We start from the raw sequence: 21,728 nt of genomic DNA, 5'->3' as shown, positions 1-21,728 counted from the left end.
GTGGTCAAGGTGCCATCACTGTGCCAGTCTTTCGCACTTTGTCAGCGCTCAAGGCGCTCTGTTTCTGTCGTTCGATTTCATGAAAATTCTTGAGATCGGCCCAGTATTCTTTCCGGAGAGTGGATGACACGTCCCTCGATTTTGCTACTGCTGTACTGTTCGTTGCTGCTGCCGATGCCGGCGGTTGCGCGTCTGGCCGGCCCGCTGCAAGCCGTACCGGCGGCCAAGGTCCGTGACCTGACGGAGATTCGCAGCAGCCGTGTGTTGCGGGTGCTGGTCAACCAGAGCCGCAACAGCTCCGGCGAAGTCCAGGGCCAGGCCATCGGCGTCGAATACCACCGCCTGCGTGCCTTCGAGCAATACCTCAACGGTCACGCCCGTGACGGTCAGGAAATCACCCTCAAGATCATTCCCAAAGCCAAGGATCAACTGCTCGGTGCCTTGCAGCGCGGGGAGGGTGACCTGGTCGCGCCGGGCGAGCTGCTCGATTTGCAACCGGGCCACGCGGTCAGCAGCAGCGAACCGATTGCCAGCAACATTCCGTTGGTGCTGGTAGGCATCAAAGGTGAACGCCGTTACACCCGAGTCGAACAACTCTCGGGCAAAACCCTGGCGCTGCCCACCGGCAGTGCCGCCGGGGACGCGGTCAGTCAGATCAATTCAAAGCTCGCCCTGCACAAACTGGCGCCGGTGAAAATCGAATGGGTCGACCCCAGTCTTGCCGTCGAGGATGTGCTGGAAATGGTTCAGGGCGGGATTTTTCACCTGACCATCGTCGAGCAACCGATTGCCGAGCGCTGGGGCAAGATCCTGCCCAAGTTGCGCTTCGACAAGCAGGTGCTGATCAGCGAGCCGGGCGAGGAATACTGGTTCGTGCGCCGTGACGCCTCGATGCTGCGCGCGAGCATTGATCGCTTCCTGACAACCTACAAGAAACCGTCGGACCAGGATGCGGCGTTCCTGCGAATCTATCGACGCCTGTATCAAGTGCACTATCCATTAGCCAAAGCTGACCGGCAGCGTCTGGAAAAACTTCGCCCGGTGCTGCAAAAGCATGCTGATGCCCAAGGCATGGATTGGCTGAACCTGGCGGCGCTGGCCTTCAAGGAATCCGCGCTGCAGCCTAATGCCCGCAGCGGCAGCGGCCCCACCGGGCTGATGCAGATCACCCCGTCCGCGGCCCAGCGTGTTGGGGTCAGCAACATTCAAAACCTCGACGCCAATGTTCAGGCCGGTGCCAAGTACCTGGCGATGATCCGTCGCAAATTCTTCGCCAGCCCCAAACTCAATGAGCGCGAGCGCATGGCGTTCGTGCTGGCGGCATACAACATGGGACCGGAACGGGTTCAAGGCATGCGCGCCGAAGCCCGGCGGCGCGGCCTGAATCCCAATCAGTGGTTCTTCCAGGTCGAGCGCATTGCCATGGAGCAGGTGGGAATGGGCGCCGTCAGCTATGTTAATAGCGTGAACAAGTATTACCTGGCGTTCGATCGTGAAAGGGAGTCGTTGGAGCCCCAGGGGCAAAAAGTTGCCTCACGCAAGTGATCGACTAAACTGATTGTTATGTCGCAAAAATTGCGCTTATAACATTGGATTAATCGATTAATATAGCGGCCAACCAACACACAATCACAATGGATGACACAGCATGAGCTCACTGATCAACAAGGTACTGTTTACCCGCGCTGGCTACGGCTTGACCGTTCTGCGGATCTTCGTCGGCATCATCTTCGCCGCTCACGGCGCGCAGAAACTCTTCGGCATGTTCGGTGGTTACGGCATTGCCGGCACCGCGCAGTACATGGAAAGCCTGGGTCTGGCACCGGGTCAGCTGATGGCGATTCTGTCCGGTGGTACTGAGTTCTTCGGCGGTCTGGCCCTGATCATCGGTCTGCTGGTACGTCCGGCAGCACTGGGTCTGGCCTTCCTTTCGCTGGTCGCCATTTTCACTGTGCACATCAGCCACGGTCTGTTCATGTCCAACAACGGTTATGAATTCGCCCTGGCCTTGCTCGGCGGCAGCATCGCTGTATTGATCGAGGGGGCCGGCAAACTGTCGGTAGACCGCGCGATCGCTGACTGACCGCTCTGGCTCAACGAAAAGGCCCGCATCGCGCGGGCCTTTTTTGTTGCGCGTCATTCTTGACACTGTCCGGTCAGCTTCTCTAGGATGCTGCTCATGCGCCGATTTAAACAGCTACTTGCGGGGCGCCAGGTGACTCGTCCAGTTGCCGATAGAAGCTTGAAACAGGCTTCGAAATACCGCTAAAGCGCTGGTTCGGTGTTGCCTCTCACCTGCCATGCAGACTTTTGAGGCAGAGACACGACACAATGAATGCACTAAGCCCCGTTGTACGCCCCGCGCCGATCACGGCACACCTCACCCAGCGCAATCCAAAAATCCTGCTTGGCGGAAAACATCAGCCGACGCTCCTGCGTTACCTCGATGGCTGGCCACGTCGCACTGGCGGGCCCGCAGCGTTCCTGATCCAGTTTGTCGAAGAGGGCGAATCACTGGTGCGATTTGCCAGCGACAGTTTCGATCTGGCGGTGATTCAATCGCCCAGCGTTGAAGACGCACCGGAAGTGATCAGGCAACTGACTCGGGTTGCCCGGCAAGGTTTGATTACGCGCCGCTGAGGCTTTAGAGATATTCGATCGCCACGATGTACACGCACTGCTCGCCGGTCGGTGTCTGGACCCGAACCTCGGCGTCCAGCGCCTTGCCGATCAGCGCGCGTGCGAGTGGCGAGTCGATGCTGATCAGGCCCAGTTTCAAGTCCAGCTCATCGGGCCCGACAATGCGGTAGCGTGATTCTTTGCCGTCTTCATCTTCGATGGTGACCCAGGCGCCGAAGTAGACCTTGTTCGGGTCGCTGGGCTTCTCGCTGACGACTTTCAGTGCTTCGAGCCGCTTGGTCAGAAAGCGCACGCGACTGTCGATCTCGCGCAGCATCTTTTTGCCATAGGTGTACTCGGCGTTTTCCGAGCGATCACCCTGTGCCGCCGCCTCGCTGACCGATTGCGTCACCTGAGGCCGACGGACATGCCAGAGCTCATGGAACTCGGCCCGCATCCGCGCTTCACCTTCGGGGGTGATCAGCGCGGTGCCAGCGGTGCGGGGAGGGCGATAACGGCTCATGGCAACTTCTTGTGAAGGAAAGGCCTTGAGTCTATCAACCCTCGCGCAACACTGTCAGGGGGCTGGCGTTCAACGCGCGACGGGTACCGAACACGCCAGCGCCGCCGATCAGCACCGCGCCAATCAACGGCAACACCAGCAGCCACGGATGCGGATGCCACGGCAGGTCGAAGGCGTAGCGGTAAAGCACCAGGCTCACCAGTTCCGAACCCAGTGCCGCCAACAACCCGCTGACCGCGCCGAGCAAACCGAACTCGATCCGCCGTGCCTTGACCAGCAACTGCCGTTCGGCTCCCAGTGCTCGCAGCAGCGCACCTTGGCGAATGCGTTCATCGAGGGTCGCCTGCAAGCCCGAGAACAACACCGCCATCCCCGCCGCCAATACAAAGAGCAGCACGTACTCGACCGCCAGGGTGACCTGAGCGAGGATGCTGCGCAGCTGCGCCAGCAAGGCTTCGACTTGCAGAATGGTCACCGCCGGGAACGACCGGGACAGGTCGACGATCTGCTGATCGTGACCCGCCGCCAGATAGAAACTGGTCAGGTAGGTCGCCGGCAGATCCTTCAACGTACCGGGCTGGAAAATCATGAAAAAGTTCGGCTGGAAGTTGTCCCAATTGATCTCCCGCAGGCTGGTGACTTTCGCTTCGCGATTGGCCCCGCCAACGGTAAACACCATGTGATCGCCGAGCTTGAGCTTCAAGCTTTCGGCAACCTTGCCTTCCACCGACACGCCAGGAATCTCATCGGCTGGCTGCTCGTTCCACCAGTTGCCCGCCGTGAGTTTGTTGCCCGCCGGCAGATCCGCCGCCCAGGTCAGGCTCAGGTCGCGCTGGATGGCTCGATCACCCGCCGAATCCTTGCTGACGATTTCCTGCACCGGCTCGCCGTTGATGCTGATCAGGCGACCGGGCACCACCGGGTACAGCGGCGCCGATTGGGCTGACAGTTCGATCAGGCGATCGGTGAAGGCCTGTTTGTCGGCGGGCAAGATGTTCAGGGCGAAATAGTTTGGCGCGTTTTTCGGCAACTGGTTCTGCCAGGTATCCAGTAACTCGCCGCGCAGCAATGCGATCAGCGCCATGGACAACAGGATCAGGCCGAAGGCCAGGGATTGTCCCGCTGCCGCCAAAGGATGGCGCAGCAGTTGGCCCAGCCCAAGGCGCCACGGCAATGATGCGCGTGCCAGCATCCGACGCAGGCTTTTGAGCAGCAGCAACAGCAGGCCACCGAGGATCAACGCCGCAATCACGCCGCCGCCGAGCAGGGCGAAGGTCAACACCAGATCAAGGCTCAGGCGCCACATGATCAGGCCGAGGGCGCCCAAGGCGGCGCCATAGACCATCCAGGTGCTGGAAGGAATCGGCAGCATGTCCCGACGCAGGACCCGTAACGGTGGCACTCGACCGAGTGCAGCCAGCGGTGGCAGGGCAAAACCGGCCAATGCCACCAGCCCGGTACCGATCCCGGCGATGGCTGGAAACAGCCCGCCCGGTGGCACATCGGTCGGCAACAGATCATGCAGCAACGCGAACAATCCAAGCTGTGCGAGCCAGCCGAGGAGGGCGCCACTGAGGCTGGCGAGCAGGCCGAGTACCGTCAGCTGCAAACTGAACAGCACCATGGTTTCCCGGCGCGACAGACCCAGGCAACGCAGCAAGGCACTGGCATCGAAGCGGCGGGTGGCGAAGCGCGTGGCCGACAGCGCCACGGCCACGCCGGACAGCAGAACCGCCACCAGACTGGCCATGTTCAAGTAACGCTCGGCCTTGCCCAGCGCGCCGCCGATCTGCCGGTTGCCATCGCGCGCATCCTGTATGCGCTGGTTGGCGGCCAGACCGGGTTTGATCAGTTGACGATAGGTTTCCAGGGCTTCAGCTTTGCCGCGCCAGAGTTCGCGGTAACTGACCCGGCTGCCGGGTTGCACCACGCCGGTCGCGGCGAGGTCGCTGAGGTTGATCAGCACCCGCGGCGTGAGGCTGTAGAAATTGCCGGCACGGTCCGGCTCGTAAGTCAGGACTCGCGCCAGTTTCAGGGAGCGCAGGCCGACATCGATGCTGTCGCCGATCTTCAAATCGAGCGCGGTCAACAGCCGCGCTTCGACCCAGGCTTCGCCGGGTTTCGGTCCGCCACCGGCTTCTTCCGGGGCGAAGGGCTGCGGGGCGCTTTTCAGTTCGCCACGCAGCGGATACACATCGTCGGCCGCCTTGATGCTGGACAGCTGAATGCCGTTGTCGGTGGCGATGACACTGGAGAACTCCACCACTTGAGCGTGTTCGAGTCCCAGCTCCGTGCCGCTTTTGATCTGTTCGGGCCGCGCGGGAGAGCTGCCTTCAAGCAACAGGTCGGCGCCGAGAAACTCGGTGGCGCGCAGCATCATGGCGCCGTTCAGGCGAGCACCGAAATAGCCGATGGCGGTGCTCGCCGCGACGGCCACCACCAAGGCGAAGAACAGCACGCGCAATTCACCGGCACGGGCGTCGCGCAGGAGTTGGCGGATGGCAAGACTGAACAGGCGCAACAGCGGCAGGCGTGCCATCAAGGCTCCAGAGGGGCGACCAGCAGGCCGGCTTCAAGGCGGATCAGGCGCCGGCAGCGATGTGCCAGGCGTTCGTCGTGGGTCACCAGCACCAAGGTCGTGCCGCGTTCCTGGTTGAGTTCGAACAACAAGTCACTGATGCGCTCGCCGGTGTGGCTGTCGAGGTTGCCGGTGGGTTCGTCGGCGAACAGCACATCGGGTTCGGCGGCAAACGCCCGGGCAATCGCCACGCGCTGCTGCTCGCCACCGGAAAGCTGGCGCGGCGAATGGGTCAGGCGCTGGCCGAGGCCAACGCGCTGGAGCAACTGAGTGGCACGTTCACGGGCGTCTTTGCGGCCATCGAGTTCCAGCGGCAGCATGACGTTTTCCAGCGCGTTGAGGCTGTCCAGCAGTTGAAAGGACTGAAACACAAACCCGACATGCTCCGCCCGAATGCGCGCGCGCTGGTCTTCATCGAGATTGCTCAGGCCTTGGCCGGCGAGGGTGACTTCACCGCTGCTCGGCAGGTCAAGGCCGGCGAGCAGACCGAGGAGGGTGGATTTGCCGGAACCGGAGGCGCCGACGATGGCCAGGCTGTCGCCCTTGTTCAGTTCCAGGCTCAGTTCGTGCAGGATAGTCAGTTCACCTTCCGCGCTGGGAACCACTTTGCTGAGGTTCTTCGCGGTGAGAATGCTTGCGCCCATGGAGAATCCGATGCGAGTGTGGTTTTTGAGTGCTGGCCTGGCCTTGATGTGCATGGCCCAGAACGCAGCGGCGGGTACAGTCCTGATCGTTGGCGATAGTATCAGCGCCGGTTTCGGACTGGATACCCGCTTGGGGTGGGTGTCGTTGCTTGAGCAACGGCTCAAGCGCGAAGGTTTCGACGATAAAGTGGTCAACGCCTCCATCAGCGGCGACACCAGTGCCGGAGGCCAGGCGCGCCTGCCCGCGCTGCTTGCAGAGCATAAGCCGGAGCTGGTGATCCTCGAGTTGGGCGGCAACGACGGGCTGCGCGGAATGCCCCCGGCTAATTTGCAACAAAACCTTGCGTCAATGATCGACAGCTCCAGGGACAGTGGCGCCAAGGTGCTTTTGCTCGGCATGCAGTTGCCACCCAACTACGGCGTTCGTTACACCGAGGCCTTTGCGAAGGTCTACAGTGCGCTGGCCAACGAGAAAAACATCCCGCTGGTGCCGTTTTTTCTCGACGGCGTGGGCGGTCATCCCGAGCTGATGCAGGCCGACGGATTGCACCCGGCTGCCGGGGCTCAGGACAAGTTGCTGGAAAATGTCTGGCCGACACTGAAACCGCTGCTTTGACGCTTTTCTAGCGGCGGCGTTTCGGCTAAGGTGGCGCCCCCGATTTGGAGCCCCCGATGCCGCGTCCCGCCTGGTCCCTGTTTGCCTACCAACTGATCGAGCCTGACGAACAGCTGGATCTGTTCGCCTGCCAGGAAGTGCGGGTGCATCTGGTGACTCGTCAGCTAGAGCTGGGCGGCTCGGCCGATCGAACCTTGTGCGGCAGTCTGCTGCCCGCGCAACCGCGCTGGTCGAGTGTCGACCGTCGGGTGTTCCAGGACCAGCGCCTGTGTTCGCTGTGCCGGGCCATCCTGGAATCACAGAAACGCGGCACCTCGCCGATCTGGCCAGAGTTGCGGTTCGAGCTGTAAAGCGCCAAAGATAGCTTGCTATCGGCCAACTCCCCGAAATTCCGGATGCCGGTGTACAATCGCGTTTTTATACCCTTGTCGATCATGCGAAGGATTTTCCGGATGTTGCCGCGTTTTCCTGCCGTCACCCGCTGCCTGTCTCTTGCCGCCCTTTGTGTGGCGGGCCCCGTAGCCGCATTGGAGCTGCCCCTGCCACCACCCGGTGAAGACATCATCGGGCAGGTGCAAGTGATCAAGGCCAAGTACGAAGACACCTTCGCCGACCTCGGCACCACCTACGATCTGGGCTATACGGAAATGGTCGCGGCCAACCCGGGCGTGGACCCATGGTTGCCGGGCGCTGGTACCGAGATCATCCTGCCGACGCGTTTCATCCTGCCGCCGGGCCCGCGTGAAGGCATCGTCATCAACCTGGCTGAATACCGCCTCTACTACTTCCCGAAAGGCCGGAACGTGGTTTACACCTTCCCGCTGGGTATCGGTCGTGAAGGCTGGGGTTCGCCGATTGCCCACACTAGTATCACCGCCAAGACGCCGAACCCGACCTGGACGCCTCCAGCCTCGATCAAGGCCGAGCACGCCGCTGATGGCGATCCGTTGCCGAACGTCGTGCCGGCAGGCCCGGATAACCCCCTGGGGCCGTTCAAGTTCACCCTGGGCACGCCGGGCTACCTGATCCACGGTTCGAACAAGAAGTTCGGCATCGGCATGCGCACCAGCCACGGCTGCTTCCGCATGTTCAACAACAACGTGCTGGAAATGGCGGGCATGGTGCCGGTCGGTACGTCGGTACGCATCCTCAGCGATCCGTACAAATTCGGCGTCAGTGGTGGCAAGGTCTATCTGGAAGCGCACACACCGCTGGACGACAAGGGCAACCCTTCTGTGGTCGACAAACACACCGCGGTGATCAACGCGATGCTCAAGCGTGAGGACATCACCAATAACCTGCGCATGAACTGGGATGTGGTCCGCGACGTGGTTGCCGCTGAAGATGGCCTGCCGGTGGAAATCGGAGTGCCGAACACTTCCGCGCCGATGGTGACGAGTGCACCGATCGACCCGCTGCAGTAACGCTTGAAAAGAACCCGCCGACGCAGGCCGCGTCGGCGGGTTTTTTGTTGCCCACAGGAAACGTCAGGCAATAAAAAAGCCGACCCATAAATGGGTCGGCTTGATAACAATCCCGAAGGATTATTACTTGCGGCTAGCTTTGTCCAGCATGCGCAGAGCACGCTCGTTAGCTTCATCAGCAGTCTGTTGTGCTTTTTGAGCAGCAGCCAGAGCTTCATCAGCTTTACGGTAAGCTTCGTCTGCACGAGCCTGGGAGCGAGCTGCTGCGTCTTCAGTAGCAGTCAGACGTGCTTCGGTTTCTTTCGATACGCTGCTGCAACCGGTAGCCAGAACTGCGGCCAGAGCCAGAGCAGAGAATTTCAGAACGTTGTTCATCGTGTTCCCCTTCAAGGACTTTCTATTAAGTAGCTGTCTCCTCAGAGTGAGGAAATGGCCGGCGTACATACTACCCATTACTTCTAGTAAGTAAACTGACGTGTAGCAAGAAGCAAAAAAAATTGTAGGCGTTGATTCTTTTTCGAGCAACTTTTAACTGCATTGTTTAAAAAATATCCAGCTGGGAGGCCCGAGCTGAGCGAGCCGGCGAAAAAAAGTTCCGTGCACTCAGCGCTGTTTTTCTCAATCTTGGCTAAAGTCTGTCTATATGGATTCGTCCACACTTCTGTTCGGATTTTGCGCCGTGGCTCTCATAATCTTTAACCATCTTGATGGTGACTTTAAGAGCGCGCGTTCGTCTTAAGTCTCAACATCCGGCAATGTTCAGGCTATCGACCCGCGGATATTTTCGGTCGAGCCGTCCCTGCGTCACCCGGAGCAGCACCCGCCACCTGCGCGCGATGACGAGCGTACCTTGAGCATTTCTGCCAATGGTGCCTACTATTTGATACGTGTCAGGTTGCGCGAGATCGGTGCAGCTCTTCTCGGTGTCCATTCAGGCACGGGGTGGCGTAGATGTTCCTTCGCCGGAAAAACATCGGTAAGGTAGGGGTCAGAATTCAAGACCCGCGAGGAGTAGTGATGAGCGAGGCGTTGTCCATCCACCATGACCAGGCTGGTCATCAGTTCGAGACCAGTGTGGACGGTCATCGTGCCTACCTGACTTATATGGATCTGGGGAAACAGACCCTGGATATCTATCGCACGTTCGTGCCCAACGCGTTGCGTGGTCGCGGCATCGCGGCGGCCTTGACCGAGAAGGCGCTGGAGTACGCCGAGGAAATGGGCTACACCGTCATTCCTTCGTGTTCCTACGTGGAGCGCTACATGGAGCGTCACCAGCGGCATGCCGCCAAGCTGAGCCAGTAACCTCAGAATACGAACACAAAAAAACGCCGGGTTTAGCCCGGCGTTTTTGTGTGCGGCGAAAAGTGATCAGGTGCGAGCGCGTTTCGGCAGCACATCCTTGAGCTTGGCGTGCATGCTGCGCAAGGTGTTTTCAGTGGCGGACCAATCAATGCAGGCATCGGTGATCGACACGCCGTATTGCAGGTCGGCGAGGTCTTTCGGAATGGCCTGGCAGCCCCAGTTCAGGTGACTTTCGACCATCAGGCCGATGATCGACTGGTTGCCTTCGAGGATCTGGTTGGCGACGTTCTCCATCACCAGCGGTTGCAGGGCCGGGTCTTTGTTGGAGTTGGCGTGGCTGCAATCGACCATGATGTTCGGCTTGATCTTCGCCTTGTTCAGCGCTTGCTCGCAGAGCGCGACGCTGACCGAATCATAGTTCGGCTTGCCGTTGCCGCCGCGCAGTACGACGTGACCGTAGGCGTTGCCCTTGGTGGTGACGATCGACACGCCACCTTCCTGGTTGATACCCAGGAAGCGGTGCGGGCTGGAAACCGACTGCAGGGCGTTGATCGCAACCGTCAGGCCGCCATCGGTGCCGTTCTTGAAGCCGACAGCCGAGGACAGGCCGGAAGCCATTTCGCGGTGAGTCTGGGATTCGGTGGTGCGTGCGCCGATGGCCGACCAACTGATCAGGTCCTGCAAGTACTGCGGGGAGATCGGATCAAGGGCTTCAGTGGCGGTTGGCAGGCCCATCTCGGCCAGGTCCAGCAGCAACTGACGACCAATGTGCAGACCGTCTTGAATCTTGAAGGAGTCATCCAGGTACGGGTCGTTGATCAAGCCTTTCCAGCCGACGGTGGTGCGTGGCTTCTCGAAATACACGCGCATGACCAGATACAGGGTATCGGACACTTCTGCGGCGAGCACTTTCAGGCGCTCCGCGTATTCGTGGGCTGCCTTGATGTCGTGGATCGAGCAAGGCCCGATCACGACGAACAGGCGGTGGTCGGTGCCATCAAGAATGTTGCGAATGACTTCGCGGCCCTTGGTGACGGTGCGCAGGGCAGCGTCGCTCAGAGGGATATCACGCTTGAGCTGATCGGGAGTGATCAGGGTCTCGTTGGAGGCGACGTTTAGGTCGTTGATCGGTAAATCAGCCATCGTTTACTCGTCAGGTCACGGGTGCCGGCCGCCAGCGAACCCGCGCGGCGGAGCACAGCAAATTAAGCGCGTCGGGGAGCCGAACCTTAGCGCGTTACGCGCCTGCTCGACAATGGGCAGACAGCGGTTTCGGGGGCATTCGCCACGAATTGATGACGTCCCTCAATCCAGCACAGCATGGGCAAATGCCTTGCGAACCGTGTCGTGGGAGAACTCGTCGGCGTGTTGCTGGACCCATTCGAGTGCCAGCGCCTGGGTTTCCTGCAGATCGTCGTGGGCGTCATGCAGTCGACAATAACGTTCGATCTGGCACACCTGCTCGCCCATCCGGGCACTGAACATCATCTGTTCGTCAACAAAGGCAATGCCCACCAGATAACCGCGTTTGCGCCGCAGACACCAGGCTACATAGCCCAGAAAACGCAAATCGGGGTTCAAGGTCGGCATGCGTACTTCCAGCGCCGTACCGTGACGCCAGGCGCGGTGGTAATTGCAAGCCATGCCCCCGAGGCTGATAGTGTGCAGCTGTTGTCGCGAAATACACTCAGGCTTCAGCAACGTTAATTCGACGGGCACATCGTCAGGATGAGGAATAAAACGTCCCATGAACACGGACTCCATGTGTCGGCCATTTGACATTGTTTCCCCCAGTATAGTGGTCGAATTGGAACTGACCGATTTCGACGCCGACCAACGGCTGCTGGCGATGAGCGGCGTGTCGCTGGTGATTTTCACCAGTGTCGGCTGCGCCAGTTGCCGTTTTGCCCGCGAGCAATTGCCAAGACTCGATCTGGCAATCGACCGGCTGTGCTGGATCGATGCCGGGGACAATGGCGGGGTGGTCGAGCGTTATCAGGTTTTTCATTTGCCGGCGCTGTTTGTGGTGCGCGACGGCGAGTTCTTCGGGCCAGTACAGTCGCGCCTGACCAGCACCGGGCTCAATGAAGCCGTGCGCCAGGCGCTCAGTCGAATTGCAGAGGAGTTGCCATGATGGGGGCAGTTGCCAAACCGACAATCGGTATTATCGGAACCGGCGCAATCGGTGGGTTCTACGGGGTGATGCTGGCGCGTGCCGGTTTCGATGTGCATTTCTTGTTGCGCAGTGAGTTTGCAGCGGTCGCCGAACGCGGGTTGCAAGTCGACAGTGCGGCGCATGGCGCGCTGACGCTGAACCCGGTTCAGGCCTATTCATCCGCTGAAGACATGCCCGCCTGCGACTGGTTGCTGGTCGGCGCCAAGACCACCAGCAATGCCGATCTGGCGCCGGCGATCATTCAAGCGGCGGCCCCGAACGCCAAGGTGCTGTTGCTGCAAAACGGCCTGGATGTCGAAGACAGTCTGCGTGCCTTGCTTCCGGATTCCCTGCACCTGCTCGGCGGGCTCTGCCTGATCTGCGTCCATCGCACCGGCCCCGGCGCGATCACCCACCAGGCTCTCGGCGCGGTCAATGTCGGTTACCACAGCGGCCCTGCCACCGATGAACAGGCGCGCATGGCGATTGTCGAGGAGGGCGCAGGTTTGTTCCGCAGCGCCGGCATCGACTCCCAGGCCATGCCGAACCTGCATCAGGCACGCTGGCAGAAACTGGTCTGGAATATCCCTTACAACGGCCTGTCGGTGCTGCTGGTGGCGGGCACCACGCCGTTGATGGCCGATGCCGACAGTCGGGAACTGATCAAGGCCTTGATGGCCGAAGTGGTTCAGGGTGCCAAGGCCTGCGGGCACGACATGCCGGCCGGTTACGCGGACTATCTGTTCATGATGACCGAAAAAATGCCGGACTATTGGCCGAGCATGTACCACGATTTCCTGCATAAACGACCGCTGGAACTGGCGGCGATTTATGCCCGGCCACTGGCGGCAGCCAAGGCCGCCGGCTGCGAATTGCCGCGTATCGAAGCCTTGTATCGCAGCTTGAGTTTTATCGATCGACGCAACACGTAAGTCGATCAACCTGAGGGGGAAGGGCATGGCAAAGACTATCGACGACAAACTGGTGCTGGCGATTTCGTCGCGGGCACTGTTCGACCTGAGCGAAAGTCACAAGGTCTATCTGTCGAGCGGCGTCGAGGCCTACCGGCAATATCAGATCGAACACGAAGACGAAATCCTCGAGCCCGGTGATGCGTTTCCGCTGGTGCAGAAACTGCTGAACCTGAACGCCAGCCTCGGTCGCGCCCGGGTCGAGGTGATCCTGGTGTCGCGCAACAGCGCCGACACCGGCCTGCGGGTGTTCAACTCGATTGATCATTACGGCCTGGCGATTTCCCGCGCGGCGTTTGTCGGCGGACGCAGTCCTTATCCGTACCTCAAGGCCTTTGGTTGCGACCTGTTTCTGTCCACCCATGCCGAAGACGTGCGCAGCGCGCTGGATGCCGGATTCGCCGCAGCGACCATTCTGTCGGGCGGTGCCAGCCGTGCGGCCAGCGATGAACTGCGTATCGCCTTTGACGGTGATGCCGTGCTGTTTTCCGACGAGTCTGAGCGGATCTACCAGTCCGGTGGCCTGGAAGCGTTTCAAGCCAGCGAACGTGAGTCTGCCCGCGAGCCCTTGCGCGGCGGGCCGTTCAAAGGCTTCCTCGCCGCCCTCAATCTGTTGCAGCGTGAGTTTCCCGATGACGCCTGCCCGATCCGCACCGCTCTGGTGACGGCGCGGTCGGCGCCGGCCCATGAACGGGTGATCCGTACGTTGCGCGAATGGGACATTCGTCTGGACGAGTCGCTGTTTCTTGGCGGGCTGACCAAGTCGGCGTTTCTTGAAGCGTTCGCCGCCGACGTGTTTTTCGACGATCAGGCCGGCCATTGCGAGTTGGCCCGGGAAGTGGTCGCCACCGGTCACGTGCCTCACGGCATAAGCAACGAGCAAAAGGTTTAAGCCCACGGTTCAACGCGTTACGCGGGCCGTCGTACTCGCCAAGGCACTGCTAAGCTGAATCAAATCTCCGCCATGTTGGCACGCGAGGAGGTCATATGATTCGTTCAATGCTGTATGCCACTGACCTCGGCCTGTATGCACCGTTGGTGATGCAGCATGCCCTGGCGTTGGCACGGACATTCAATGCCGACTTGTATGTGGTGCACGCCGTTGAACCCATGGGGTTGTTTGCTGAATCCGTGCTGCAGAGTTACCTCGATGAGCAGGCCTTGAGCGAGTTTCACAGTCAGGGCCTGAGCACGGTGATCGCCAGTATCGAGCAGCGGGTGCTCGACAGCTTTCGGGAAGAGTTGGGGGATGAAGGAGAGCAGGACCTGGAGCGGATTCAAGCGGTTCGGGTGCTGCAGGGCGACCCGTCGCAGGTGATTCTCGACCAGGCGCAGAAACTCTCGGTGGATTTGTTGATCGTAGGTAGTCATAGCCATGGTGCTGGCGCGGAAACGCCTTTGGGCAGGACCGCTGCGCGGGTGTTGCAGTTGGCACGGGTCCCGGTCTATCTCGTGCCGCTGGTGGAACGTCGTCGCCAGAGCGATCGCTAGAACACGAATAGTGGCAATTTGACAAAAAAGTTCTAGATTTATTCTTCAAACCATTAATATAGTTATATACCGTCGCTGATGCCCGTGGCGTCTACCTGCTTTGAGGGATTCATATGAAGCTTCAACAACTGCGCTACATCTGGGAAGTGGCGCACCACGACCTCAACGTTTCCGCTACAGCCCAAAGCTTGTACACCTCGCAACCGGGTATCAGTAAGCAAATCCGTCTGCTGGAAGACGAACTCGGCGTCGAGGTATTTGCTCGCAGCGGCAAGCACCTGACCCGCGTCACCCCGGCCGGCGAGCGCATCATCACCACCGCCGGCGAGATCCTGCGCAAGGTTGAAAGCATCAAGCAGATCGCCCAGGAATTCTCCAACGAGAAGAAAGGCACCCTGTCGATCGCCACCACGCACACTCAGGCACGTTACGCATTGCCGCCGGTGATCAGCAATTTCATCAAGCAGTACCCGGACGTTGCCCTGCACATGCACCAAGGTTCGCCGATGCAAATCGCCGAAATGGCCGCTGACGGCACCGTGGATTTCGCCATCGCCACCGAAGCGCTGGAACTGTTCGGTGACCTGGTGATGATGCCGTGCTACCGCTGGAACCGTTGCGTGGTCGTGCCTCAGGGACACCCGCTGACCAAGCTGTCGAAGCTGACCCTCGAAGCCCTGGCCGAATACCCGATCGTGACGTACGTGTTCGGTTTCACCGGCCGTTCGAAACTCGACGAAGCGTTCAGCCATCGTGGCCTGACGCCAAAAGTGGTGTTCACCGCCGCCGACGCTGACGTGATCAAGACTTACGTTCGACTCGGTCTGGGTGTGGGTATCGTGGCGAAAATGGCCGTTGACGCCAAACTCGACAGCGACCTGGTCATGCTCGATGCCAGCGACTTGTTCGAATCCAGCATCACCAAAATCGGTTTCCGCCGTGGCACCTTCCTGCGTGGCTTCATGTGCGACTTCATCGAGAAGTTTGCTCCGCACCTGACCCGCGAAGTCATGGCCAAGGCCATTCAGTGCCACAACAAGCAGGAACTGGAAGAGCTGTTCGACGGCGTCGAACTGCCGGTCCATTAATCCGCTTAAATCACCTCGGTGACAGCAAACTGTTGCCGAGCACCCGCCACCAGAATATCCACCTCGTCCCCTTCAAACTTGCCCAGCAGGCTTTTGCCCAGCGGTGAGCGAGGGGTAATGACGGTGATCATTTGCCCCACCATATCGACTTTCAGACCCGCCGCGTCAGGGGCCAGAAACAGCCACTGCTCACGACCCTTTTCGTCTTCCAGGCCGAGCAGGGCGCCGACTTCGATTCCGCGTTGTTCGTCATACGGACGTAAGGTCAGGTTCTGGCAAAGCGTGAGTGAATGACGGATTTCTTCCACACGTTTGGCTTGTCCAGCCGCCAGATAAGACGCCTCCAGACCCAACGTGTCGTACTTGTTTTCTGCGATGTTTTCTTCGTGGGTCGCGGTTTCGTAAGCGGTTTGCGCGGCACGCTCGGCGATGTCGAGATCGATCCGAAGCTTGTCGATAATCAATTGGTGGACGGTTTGCTTGTGCATAGAGAGCTTCATGGTCAGTCGCAGAATTGCAGGACGTTGGCGCGGCTTTTTTCGCTCGGCGCGTTCTGGTCCTGTTGCAGCCAGAACTGGCATTTCGGATTGGACAGATTGCGGCGGGTGCTGCGGGCCTGATCCATTCGATGCTGCTGCTCGTTTTTGCGCAGGTTCTCTTCGTACTGTTCGAACAGCGGGCTTTGCGGCGGGATGTCCGGCACCGGTTGCACCACCACCGGCGGTTTGGCCAGTTGCTCTACCGCGGCGGCGACAGGCGCGAGTTGCTCGCTGAACAGCAGGCGCGAGGCGAGCCAGCAGGTCAGCGCGATCGCGAGAAATCCAAGCCACAGACCGAGGGCAATGCTGCCGGTCAATTGCAGCGCATTGAGCTGAATCGGCAACGGACGGCGCGGGTTGGGACGGTAGGGCATGGCTGCCTCCTGGCGGGTGGTCGCGGGCGAATGGCGATTGTCGCACGAAGATTAATCGCCGTCGGCTCTTCTGCGCGAGGTAATTTATGCGGACAATCGGCGCCTTTGCCAACGGGAGCCTGGAATGCCTGAAATGAACACCCGCTGGGATATTTTTTGCACCGTGGTCGACAACTTTGGCGACATCGGTGTGACCTGGCGCCTCGCCCGACAGCTGGTGGCCGAACATGCCGTGACGGTGCGCTTGTGGGTCGATGACCTGCGGGCCTTCGAACGCATCTGTCCTGAAATCGACATCAGCACCGCGCAGCAATGGCAGCAGGGTGTCGAGGTGCGCCAATGGCCGACCGAATGGGAACCCACTGAAGCCGCCGATGTAGTGATCGCCGCGTTCGCCTGCCAGTTGCCAAGCGCCTACATGGACGCCATGGCCTCACGGGAAAAGCCGCCACTGTGGATGAACCTCGATTACCTGAGTGCTGAAGACTGGGTGATTGGCTGTCACGGTCTGCCGTCGGTGAAGTACAAAAGTGTGCAGAAGTACTTCTTCTTTCCGGGGTTTCAGAAAGGCACGGGTGGCTTGCTGCGTGAAAGCGGATTGCTTGAACGTCGCAGGCAGTTTCAGCAAAACCCCGAGGCACAGCGAGAATTCCTGCAAGGCCTGGGGATTGATCGCGCCCCGAACGCACAGCTGATTTCGCTGTTTGCCTACGAAAATGCCGGATTGGCCAGTTGGCTGGAGGTGATGGCCGCCGATTCGATACCCACGCATCTGCTGGTGCCCGAAGGCCGGATTCTCGGGGATGTCCAACGCTGGCTCGGTGTCGATCAGCTGGCGGCCGGCGCGTTGCACGTGCGTGGTGGGCTGACCGTGCAAGTGCTGCCGTTCGTCCGACAGGATCAATACGATCACTTACTCTGGTGCTGCGATTTCAACGCCGTGCGCGGCGAAGATTCATTTGTCCGCGCGCAATGGGCAGGGCGTCCGCTGCTCTGGCACATCTATCAGCAGGACGAAGACATCCACCTGGATAAGCTCGATGCCTTCCTGACGCTGTACACCAAAGGCCTGTCCGAGCCTGCCAGCGAGGCGATCAGCGGTCTTTGGCGTACGTGGAATGCAGGTCAAAATATGTCTGACCACTGGCTGGCAACCCGTAAACACTGGCCGGAGTTGCAAAAACACGCCGAGACGTGGTGTCTGGAACAGGCCTTGCAGGCTGATCTTGCCGCAGCGCTGGTACAGTTTTATGTAAATTGGATATGATACGCGGCCTAGATTTTTGTAAATCCCATCCAAATTCGGATATTCGTAATGAAAACTGGTAAAGAACTGAAACCCGGTACCGTGATCCGTCTCGAAAACGATCCATGGTTGGTTCAGAAAGCTGAATTCACCAAATCTGGTCGTAACAGCGCGATCATGAAGACCAAGCTGAAAAACCTGCTGACCGGTTACAAGACCGAGATCGTTTACAGCGCCGACGACAAACTGGACGACGTAATCCTCGACCGCAAAGAAGCGACTCTGTCCTTCATCAGCGGCGACACCTACACGTTCATGGACACCACCGACTACACCATGTACGAGCTGAACGCTGAAGACATCGAAGCTGTTCTGCCTTTCGTTGAAGAAGGCATGACCGATGTTTGCGAAGCGATCTTCTTCGAAGAGCGTCTGGTTTCCGTAGAACTGCCGACCACCATCGTGCGCGTAGTTGACTACACCGAAGGCTCCGCTCGCGGCGACACTTCCGGCAAAGTCATGAAGCCTGCCAAGCTGAGCAACGGCACTGAGTTGCAAGTTGCTGACTTCATCGAAATCGGTGACCGCATCGAAATCGACACCCGCGAAGGCGGTTCCTACAAAGGCCGTGCTAAATAAGCACAGCTTCAGGAATAAAAAAGCCCGACCATCGAGTCGGGCTTTTTTGTGCCTGCCAGAAACACGCAGTACTCCGTAGGAGCGAGGCTTGCCCGCGAAGGCGGTGTGTCATTCAACATTGATGTCGACTGACACTACGCTTTCGCGGGCAAGTCGGGACGCCGAACCGCTCGCTCCTACAAGGTGTCGTTATTTCAGGTGTTGCTTCAGTTCTTCGGAGGCTTGCAGCATCGCCGAACGCACCGCCGGCACCTGGCTCACCACATTCAGCAAACCGTAGTCGTGAATCATGCCGTTGTAGCGAACCGACGTGACCGGCACACCCGCCTCGTCCAGTTTGCGGGCATAGGCTTCACCTTCATCGCGCAGCACATCGGCACCGGCCGTCTGCACCAGCGCAGGCGGCAAGCCCTTCAGTTGCGCGGTGGTTGCCCGCAGCGGTGAGGCATAGATCTCGTTACGCTGCTTGGCATCGGTGGTGTAGTTGTCCCAGAACCACTTCATCATGTTTTTGGTGAGGAAGTGCCCCTCGGCAAACTGGTTGTAGGACGCGGTTTCGAAGCTGGCATCCGTCACCGGCCACAGCAGCACCTGGAACTTGATCGCCGGGGTGCCCTTGTCTTTGGCCATCAGCGCAACCACGGCGGCCATGTTGCCACCGACGCTGTTGCCGGCCACGGCCAGGCGCTTGCCGTCGACGTTGATCTCTTTACCGTGCTCGGCCACCCATTTGGTTGCAGCGTAAGCCTGGTTGATCGCCACCGGGTAATGCGCTTCCGGCGACGGGGTGTAATTGACGAACACCGCCGCTGCACCCGAACCCGTTACCAGGTCACGAACCAGACGTTCGTGGGTCGGGAAGTCCCCCAGCACCCAGCCACCGCCGTGGAAGAACATGAACACCGGCAACTCACCTTTGACCCCGGCCGGCCGGACGATGGTCAGGCTGAGCGGTTGGCCGTCGACTTGAATGGTCTTCTCGCTGACATCGGCTTTTGGCAGTGTCAGTTTTACCGAGGCTTGCGCACCCACCAGCACCGCGCGGGCTTCTTTGGGGGTGAGTTGTTCCATCGGTTTGCCGGTGCCCGCATTCAGGGCGTCGAGGAAGGCCTGAGTGTTGTGTTCAACCCCATCGCCTGCAAACGCGTTGCTGATGGACAAAGCGAGAAGGGTACCGGTCAAGACTTTGCTGAAAGTGTTCATGTTCGTTTCCTGTTCGGTCTGGTTGTCAGCGGTTAGACGGTAACGTGCAAGCGCACATCGACGTTGCCACGGGTAGCGTTCGAGTACGGGCAGACCTGGTGGGCCGCCTCGACCAGGCTTTGCGCGTCGGCTTGTTCAAGACCTGGCAGGCTGATGTGCAGGTCGATGTCCAGACCGAAACCGCCAGGGATCTGGCCGATGCCGACATGGGCGGTGATCGAAGCGTCGTTCGGGATGCTGCGCTTGGTCTGGCTGGCGACGAATTTCAGCGCGCCGATGAAGCAGGCGGAGTAGCCGGCTGCGAACAGTTGCTCAGGGTTGGTCGCTGCACCGCCGGCACCACCGAGTTCTTTCGGGGTCGCGAGTTTGACGTCGAGGATGTTGTCACTGGAAACCGCACGACCGTCACGGCCGCCAGTGGAGGTTGCGATTGCGGTGTAGAGAGTTTGCATGGTGTGAGCCTCGTTTGAATTTGGTTTTTTTGCGCTAAATATTTGCGCGCTAAGTAAGTGCGAGATGAATGTATCGCGCTAATATTTTGCGCGCAAGATAAATTTTTGAAAAAGTTTTGTCTTTCAGAAGGGTTTTGATTGGATGTATTGAGTTAGAGCGGTCGCGGCAGGATTTTCAGCAGAGATTTTTTTGAAAGACGAAGCGAGATCGACAGGCGCACCACAAAACTAATGTAGGAGTGAGCCTGCTCGCGATGACGGAGTGTCAGTCAATATCAATGCTGACTGACACTCCGTCATCGCGAGCAGGCTCACTCCTACAGGGGATTTGTGGGGGGTGGAGGGTTAGAGGCTGTCTTGCAGGTTGCTGCGCAGCACTTGCAGCTCCGCTTGCAGTTTCTGCAATCGTTCAAGCGTCATGCCGCTGGCGCCGAGAATGCACTGGGGCACGCTGCGCGCCTTGTCCCGCAAGGCACGACCTTGTTCAGTCAACTCGACAATCACCACCCGTTCATCCTCACGGCTGCGGGTGCGGCTGAGCAATCCCTCAACCTCCAGGCGTTTGAGCAAAGGTGTCAGTGAGCCGGGGTCTGTCAGCAGTCGCGTGCTGATTTCGCCTACGGTCAAACCATCCCGCTCCCACAGCACCATCATCGCCAGATACTGCGGATAGGTCAGGCCCAGCGCTTGCAGCAGCGGCTTGTACACCTTGGTCATCAGCAGCGAGGTGGAATGCAGGGCGAAACAAGCCTGATTGTCCAGCAGCAGGTCATCGCAGTTATCCGGGGTGTTGCGCTCGGTGGTCATTTCAAAGCCTTGATCAGTGATCGTCATGAATCTAGCGGACGAATCTTTAATGCACCAGACAATTCTAGACTAGTGCCGGTCCAGGGTGTTTTGTAGTGCCAGATCCCACGGCGGAATGGGGCTGAATCGGGTTTTCAGGTATTCCAGCAGCAAGCGACTGCGGGAATTGGGTTGTTGCGACAAGCGCAGTGCATAGATGCCGGTGGTCTCTGGGGGCGGCAGGCCTTTATCGCAAAACAGTGGCAGCAGCTCGCCGCGCAACAGGTATTCGCTGGCCAGCCAGGTCGGCAAATGCGCGATGCCCAACCCGGCCAGTGCACCGCAGACCAGTGCCTCGGCATTATTGGCACTCATGCGGATTCGTGCAGGGCGATGCAGGTGCATGTGGCCGTCGCGTTCAAAGCGCCAGGCGAAGGGTGGGGCCAGGCCGTCCCAGTCGAGGCCGTCATGTTCGATCAACTGCGCCGGCTCGCTCGGGACGCCGCGACGTTTCAGGTACTCAGGGCTGGCGCAGGCAATGCGCACCATACTCGCCAGCGGCGTGGCCACCAGCCGGGTGTCGGCCATTTGCCCGGCGCGCAGTACCAGATCAACCTTGCCGAGGTTCAGCCCCTGCATGTCGACAAAACTGTCGATCAGATGCAATTGCACATCGAGGCCTGGGTAGAGCATCAGGAAGTCAGCAATCACCGGCGCCAGATGCCGTCGCCCGAATGCCGCAGGCGCATCGATCCGGATCAAGCCCTCCGGCGCGCTGCTCAGGGACACGGCTTCGGCGCGGGCCAGGCGCAATTCCGCCACGATCCTTCGCGCCCGTTCGGCAAACGCCAGGCCGGCGGGCGTCGCGCGCACTGCGTGGGTGCTGCGAATGAACAGTTGGCTGCCGACCGCATTCTCGAGGCTGTCGATACGCCGCGCCACGGCCGAAGGCGTCAGCGGATGCCGGCGGGACGCCGCGGAGAAACTCCCGGTTTCCAGCACATCAAGGAACAGGCCGAGCTGATCGGTCAATTGATTGGGGTTCATGATTTGTCGGCACTTGTGCGAAGTTGGC

26 protein-coding genes are annotated in these 21,728 nt (G+C 59.7%); 14 read left to right on the top strand and 12 right to left on the bottom strand.

The window, feature by feature from the left end; translation table 11 throughout:
* The first annotated feature begins 123 nt into the window (after positions 1-123).
* The 3 genes from ACYZTY_RS19460 (at position 124) to ACYZTY_RS19450 (ending at position 2,640) form a co-directional block, all read left to right on the top strand.
* On the top strand, positions 124-1,545 hold the full coding sequence (locus ACYZTY_RS19460; protein WP_461955072.1) for an MltF family protein: 1,422 nt from the start codon (positions 124-126) through the stop codon (positions 1,543-1,545).
* Positions 1,546-1,648: 103 nt separating this feature from the next.
* Positions 1,649-2,083 carry a DoxX family protein gene (locus ACYZTY_RS19455; RefSeq protein WP_461955071.1) on the top strand — a complete coding sequence of 145 codons (435 nt, stop codon included), beginning with the start codon at positions 1,649-1,651 and terminating at the stop codon, positions 2,081-2,083.
* A gap of 248 nt (positions 2,084-2,331) precedes the next feature.
* Positions 2,332-2,640 carry a class I SAM-dependent methyltransferase gene (locus tag ACYZTY_RS19450; RefSeq protein ID WP_461955070.1) on the top strand — a complete coding sequence of 103 codons (309 nt, stop codon included), beginning with the start codon at positions 2,332-2,334 and terminating at the stop codon, positions 2,638-2,640.
* Between the two features lie 4 nt (positions 2,641-2,644).
* Here the strand turns inward: ACYZTY_RS19450 and greB are convergent, their stop codons facing one another.
* From greB to ACYZTY_RS19435, 3 genes are read right to left on the bottom strand one after another with little or no spacing between them, the layout of a single operon-like run.
* Positions 2,645-3,142: a transcription elongation factor GreB gene (gene greB, locus ACYZTY_RS19445; RefSeq protein WP_033057207.1), complete on the bottom strand. Its 498-nt coding sequence runs from the start codon at positions 3,140-3,142 to the stop codon at positions 2,645-2,647.
* Positions 3,143-3,176: 34 nt separating this feature from the next.
* Positions 3,177-5,681, bottom strand: coding sequence for an ABC transporter permease (locus ACYZTY_RS19440; RefSeq protein ID WP_461955069.1), 2,505 nt, complete (start codon positions 5,679-5,681; stop codon positions 3,177-3,179).
* The gene (locus ACYZTY_RS19435; RefSeq protein ID WP_109633656.1) at positions 5,681-6,364 is read right to left on the bottom strand and encodes an ABC transporter ATP-binding protein; all 684 of its coding nucleotides are present in this window, start codon (positions 6,362-6,364) and stop codon (positions 5,681-5,683) included. Before ACYZTY_RS19435 ends, ACYZTY_RS19440 begins: the two co-directional genes overlap by 1 nt.
* 10 nt (positions 6,365-6,374) lie before the next feature.
* Here ACYZTY_RS19435 and ACYZTY_RS19430 point away from each other — a divergent pair, with 10 nt between their 5' ends.
* From ACYZTY_RS19430 to ACYZTY_RS19420, 3 genes are all read left to right on the top strand, one after another.
* Positions 6,375-6,980, top strand: coding sequence for an arylesterase (locus tag ACYZTY_RS19430; protein ID WP_461955068.1), 606 nt, complete (start codon positions 6,375-6,377; stop codon positions 6,978-6,980).
* A 56-nt stretch (positions 6,981-7,036) separates the two neighbouring features.
* Positions 7,037-7,330: a hypothetical protein gene (locus tag ACYZTY_RS19425; protein WP_003226812.1), complete on the top strand. Its 294-nt coding sequence runs from the start codon at positions 7,037-7,039 to the stop codon at positions 7,328-7,330.
* A gap of 102 nt (positions 7,331-7,432) precedes the next feature.
* The gene (locus tag ACYZTY_RS19420) at positions 7,433-8,404 is read left to right on the top strand and encodes a L,D-transpeptidase family protein (protein ID WP_461955067.1); all 972 of its coding nucleotides are present in this window, start codon (positions 7,433-7,435) and stop codon (positions 8,402-8,404) included.
* Between the two features lie 123 nt (positions 8,405-8,527).
* On the opposite strand, the gene oprI is transcribed toward ACYZTY_RS19420, so the two are convergent.
* Positions 8,528-8,779, bottom strand: a complete 252-nt coding sequence (oprI, locus tag ACYZTY_RS19415; RefSeq protein ID WP_002553018.1) for an outer membrane lipoprotei OprI — start codon at positions 8,777-8,779, stop codon at positions 8,528-8,530.
* 642 nt (positions 8,780-9,421) lie between these two features.
* On the opposite strand from oprI, the gene ACYZTY_RS19410 reads away from it, so the two are divergent.
* Complete coding sequence (locus tag ACYZTY_RS19410) at positions 9,422-9,709, top strand: GNAT family N-acetyltransferase (protein WP_010461341.1); 288 nt, start codon at positions 9,422-9,424, stop codon at positions 9,707-9,709.
* 66 nt (positions 9,710-9,775) lie between these two features.
* Here the strand turns inward: ACYZTY_RS19410 and ACYZTY_RS19405 are convergent, their stop codons facing one another.
* Both ACYZTY_RS19405 and ACYZTY_RS19400 read right to left on the bottom strand, forming a co-directional pair.
* Entirely contained in the window at positions 9,776-10,852 is a 1,077-nt protein-coding gene (locus ACYZTY_RS19405; RefSeq protein WP_017339811.1) for a 3-deoxy-7-phosphoheptulonate synthase, read from the bottom strand.
* 162 nt (positions 10,853-11,014) lie between these two features.
* On the bottom strand, positions 11,015-11,458 hold the full coding sequence (locus tag ACYZTY_RS19400; RefSeq protein ID WP_461955066.1) for a PilZ domain-containing protein: 444 nt from the start codon (positions 11,456-11,458) through the stop codon (positions 11,015-11,017).
* Here ACYZTY_RS19400 and ACYZTY_RS19395 point away from each other — a divergent pair.
* The 5 genes from ACYZTY_RS19395 (at position 11,457) to cysB (ending at position 15,414) form a co-directional block, all read left to right on the top strand.
* Positions 11,457-11,843, top strand: coding sequence for a thioredoxin family protein (locus ACYZTY_RS19395; protein WP_461955065.1), 387 nt, complete (start codon positions 11,457-11,459; stop codon positions 11,841-11,843). The two genes, ACYZTY_RS19400 and ACYZTY_RS19395, sit on opposite strands and share 2 nt — an antisense overlap.
* Positions 11,840-12,796, top strand: a complete 957-nt coding sequence (locus tag ACYZTY_RS19390; protein ID WP_461955064.1) for a putative 2-dehydropantoate 2-reductase — start codon at positions 11,840-11,842, stop codon at positions 12,794-12,796. Before ACYZTY_RS19395 ends, ACYZTY_RS19390 begins: the two co-directional genes overlap by 4 nt.
* A gap of 25 nt (positions 12,797-12,821) precedes the next feature.
* On the top strand, positions 12,822-13,727 hold the full coding sequence (locus tag ACYZTY_RS19385; protein WP_109633637.1) for a 5'-nucleotidase: 906 nt from the start codon (positions 12,822-12,824) through the stop codon (positions 13,725-13,727).
* 95 nt (positions 13,728-13,822) lie between these two features.
* Entirely contained in the window at positions 13,823-14,326 is a 504-nt protein-coding gene (locus tag ACYZTY_RS19380; protein WP_461955063.1) for a universal stress protein, read from the top strand.
* Positions 14,327-14,439: 113 nt separating this feature from the next.
* Entirely contained in the window at positions 14,440-15,414 is a 975-nt protein-coding gene (gene cysB, locus ACYZTY_RS19375; protein ID WP_008148549.1) for an HTH-type transcriptional regulator CysB, read from the top strand.
* 5 nt (positions 15,415-15,419) lie between these two features.
* Here the strand turns inward: cysB and ACYZTY_RS19370 are convergent, their stop codons facing one another.
* Positions 15,420-15,902 (bottom strand): GreA/GreB family elongation factor, encoded by a 483-nt coding sequence (locus ACYZTY_RS19370; protein WP_461955062.1) that lies wholly within the window; start codon positions 15,900-15,902, stop codon positions 15,420-15,422.
* A 14-nt stretch (positions 15,903-15,916) separates the two neighbouring features.
* Complete coding sequence (locus tag ACYZTY_RS19365; RefSeq protein ID WP_461955061.1) at positions 15,917-16,327, bottom strand: hypothetical protein; 411 nt, start codon at positions 16,325-16,327, stop codon at positions 15,917-15,919.
* A 124-nt stretch (positions 16,328-16,451) separates the two neighbouring features.
* On the opposite strand from ACYZTY_RS19365, the gene earP reads away from it, so the two are divergent.
* Positions 16,452-17,594 carry an elongation factor P maturation arginine rhamnosyltransferase EarP gene (gene earP, locus ACYZTY_RS19360; protein ID WP_461955060.1) on the top strand — a complete coding sequence of 381 codons (1,143 nt, stop codon included), beginning with the start codon at positions 16,452-16,454 and terminating at the stop codon, positions 17,592-17,594.
* A gap of 48 nt (positions 17,595-17,642) precedes the next feature.
* Entirely contained in the window at positions 17,643-18,212 is a 570-nt protein-coding gene (locus ACYZTY_RS19355) for an elongation factor P (protein ID WP_032626910.1), read from the top strand.
* A gap of 189 nt (positions 18,213-18,401) precedes the next feature.
* On the opposite strand, the gene ACYZTY_RS19350 is transcribed toward ACYZTY_RS19355, so the two are convergent.
* The 4 genes from ACYZTY_RS19350 to ACYZTY_RS19335 all read right to left on the bottom strand — a co-directional run bounded on the left by ACYZTY_RS19350 (position 18,402) and on the right by ACYZTY_RS19335 (position 21,700).
* Complete coding sequence (locus tag ACYZTY_RS19350) at positions 18,402-19,415, bottom strand: alpha/beta hydrolase (protein WP_461955059.1); 1,014 nt, start codon at positions 19,413-19,415, stop codon at positions 18,402-18,404.
* A 32-nt stretch (positions 19,416-19,447) separates the two neighbouring features.
* Complete coding sequence (locus ACYZTY_RS19345) at positions 19,448-19,867, bottom strand: organic hydroperoxide resistance protein (protein ID WP_010461312.1); 420 nt, start codon at positions 19,865-19,867, stop codon at positions 19,448-19,450.
* 345 nt (positions 19,868-20,212) lie between these two features.
* Entirely contained in the window at positions 20,213-20,674 is a 462-nt protein-coding gene (locus ACYZTY_RS19340) for a MarR family winged helix-turn-helix transcriptional regulator (protein ID WP_461959358.1), read from the bottom strand.
* Positions 20,675-20,743: 69 nt separating this feature from the next.
* On the bottom strand, positions 20,744-21,700 hold the full coding sequence (locus tag ACYZTY_RS19335; protein WP_461955058.1) for a LysR family transcriptional regulator: 957 nt from the start codon (positions 21,698-21,700) through the stop codon (positions 20,744-20,746).
* Positions 21,701-21,728: the final 28 nt, after the last annotated feature.

The sequence above is a fragment of the Pseudomonas sp. LB1P83 genome (genome assembly GCF_054897885.1).
Note: the sequence above shows the minus strand (reverse complement) of the source record. Positions and strands in the feature narration are given on the sequence as shown.

Bases quoted from the DNA above. Each gene is read 5' to 3' on its own strand.
- ACYZTY_RS19460 (WP_461955072.1), top strand. From the start codon at position 124: ATGACACGTCCCTCGATTTTGCTACTGCTGTACTGTTCGTTGCTGCTG.
- ACYZTY_RS19455 (WP_461955071.1), top strand. From the start codon at position 1,649: ATGAGCTCACTGATCAACAAGGTACTGTTTACCCGCGCTGGCTACGGC.
- ACYZTY_RS19450 (WP_461955070.1), top strand. From the start codon at position 2,332: ATGAATGCACTAAGCCCCGTTGTACGCCCCGCGCCGATCACGGCACAC.
- greB (WP_033057207.1), bottom strand. From the start codon at position 3,142: ATGAGCCGTTATCGCCCTCCCCGCACCGCTGGCACCGCGCTGATCACC.
- ACYZTY_RS19440 (WP_461955069.1), bottom strand. From the start codon at position 5,681: ATGGCACGCCTGCCGCTGTTGCGCCTGTTCAGTCTTGCCATCCGCCAA.
- ACYZTY_RS19435 (WP_109633656.1), bottom strand. From the start codon at position 6,364: ATGGGCGCAAGCATTCTCACCGCGAAGAACCTCAGCAAAGTGGTTCCC.
- ACYZTY_RS19430 (WP_461955068.1), top strand. From the start codon at position 6,375: ATGCGAGTGTGGTTTTTGAGTGCTGGCCTGGCCTTGATGTGCATGGCC.
- ACYZTY_RS19425 (WP_003226812.1), top strand. From the start codon at position 7,037: ATGCCGCGTCCCGCCTGGTCCCTGTTTGCCTACCAACTGATCGAGCCT.
- ACYZTY_RS19420 (WP_461955067.1), top strand. From the start codon at position 7,433: ATGTTGCCGCGTTTTCCTGCCGTCACCCGCTGCCTGTCTCTTGCCGCC.
- oprI (WP_002553018.1), bottom strand. From the start codon at position 8,779: ATGAACAACGTTCTGAAATTCTCTGCTCTGGCTCTGGCCGCAGTTCTG.
- ACYZTY_RS19410 (WP_010461341.1), top strand. From the start codon at position 9,422: ATGAGCGAGGCGTTGTCCATCCACCATGACCAGGCTGGTCATCAGTTC.
- ACYZTY_RS19405 (WP_017339811.1), bottom strand. From the start codon at position 10,852: ATGGCTGATTTACCGATCAACGACCTAAACGTCGCCTCCAACGAGACC.
- ACYZTY_RS19395 (WP_461955065.1), top strand. From the start codon at position 11,457: ATGAACACGGACTCCATGTGTCGGCCATTTGACATTGTTTCCCCCAGT.
- ACYZTY_RS19400 (WP_461955066.1), bottom strand. From the start codon at position 11,458: ATGGGACGTTTTATTCCTCATCCTGACGATGTGCCCGTCGAATTAACG.
- ACYZTY_RS19390 (WP_461955064.1), top strand. From the start codon at position 11,840: ATGATGGGGGCAGTTGCCAAACCGACAATCGGTATTATCGGAACCGGC.
- ACYZTY_RS19385 (WP_109633637.1), top strand. From the start codon at position 12,822: ATGGCAAAGACTATCGACGACAAACTGGTGCTGGCGATTTCGTCGCGG.
- ACYZTY_RS19380 (WP_461955063.1), top strand. From the start codon at position 13,823: ATGATTCGTTCAATGCTGTATGCCACTGACCTCGGCCTGTATGCACCG.
- cysB (WP_008148549.1), top strand. From the start codon at position 14,440: ATGAAGCTTCAACAACTGCGCTACATCTGGGAAGTGGCGCACCACGAC.
- ACYZTY_RS19370 (WP_461955062.1), bottom strand. From the start codon at position 15,902: ATGCACAAGCAAACCGTCCACCAATTGATTATCGACAAGCTTCGGATC.
- ACYZTY_RS19365 (WP_461955061.1), bottom strand. From the start codon at position 16,327: ATGCCCTACCGTCCCAACCCGCGCCGTCCGTTGCCGATTCAGCTCAAT.
- earP (WP_461955060.1), top strand. From the start codon at position 16,452: ATGCCTGAAATGAACACCCGCTGGGATATTTTTTGCACCGTGGTCGAC.
- ACYZTY_RS19355 (WP_032626910.1), top strand. From the start codon at position 17,643: ATGAAAACTGGTAAAGAACTGAAACCCGGTACCGTGATCCGTCTCGAA.
- ACYZTY_RS19350 (WP_461955059.1), bottom strand. From the start codon at position 19,415: ATGAACACTTTCAGCAAAGTCTTGACCGGTACCCTTCTCGCTTTGTCC.
- ACYZTY_RS19345 (WP_010461312.1), bottom strand. From the start codon at position 19,867: ATGCAAACTCTCTACACCGCAATCGCAACCTCCACTGGCGGCCGTGAC.
- ACYZTY_RS19340 (WP_461959358.1), bottom strand. From the start codon at position 20,674: ATGACCACCGAGCGCAACACCCCGGATAACTGCGATGACCTGCTGCTG.
- ACYZTY_RS19335 (WP_461955058.1), bottom strand. From the start codon at position 21,700: ATGAACCCCAATCAATTGACCGATCAGCTCGGCCTGTTCCTTGATGTG.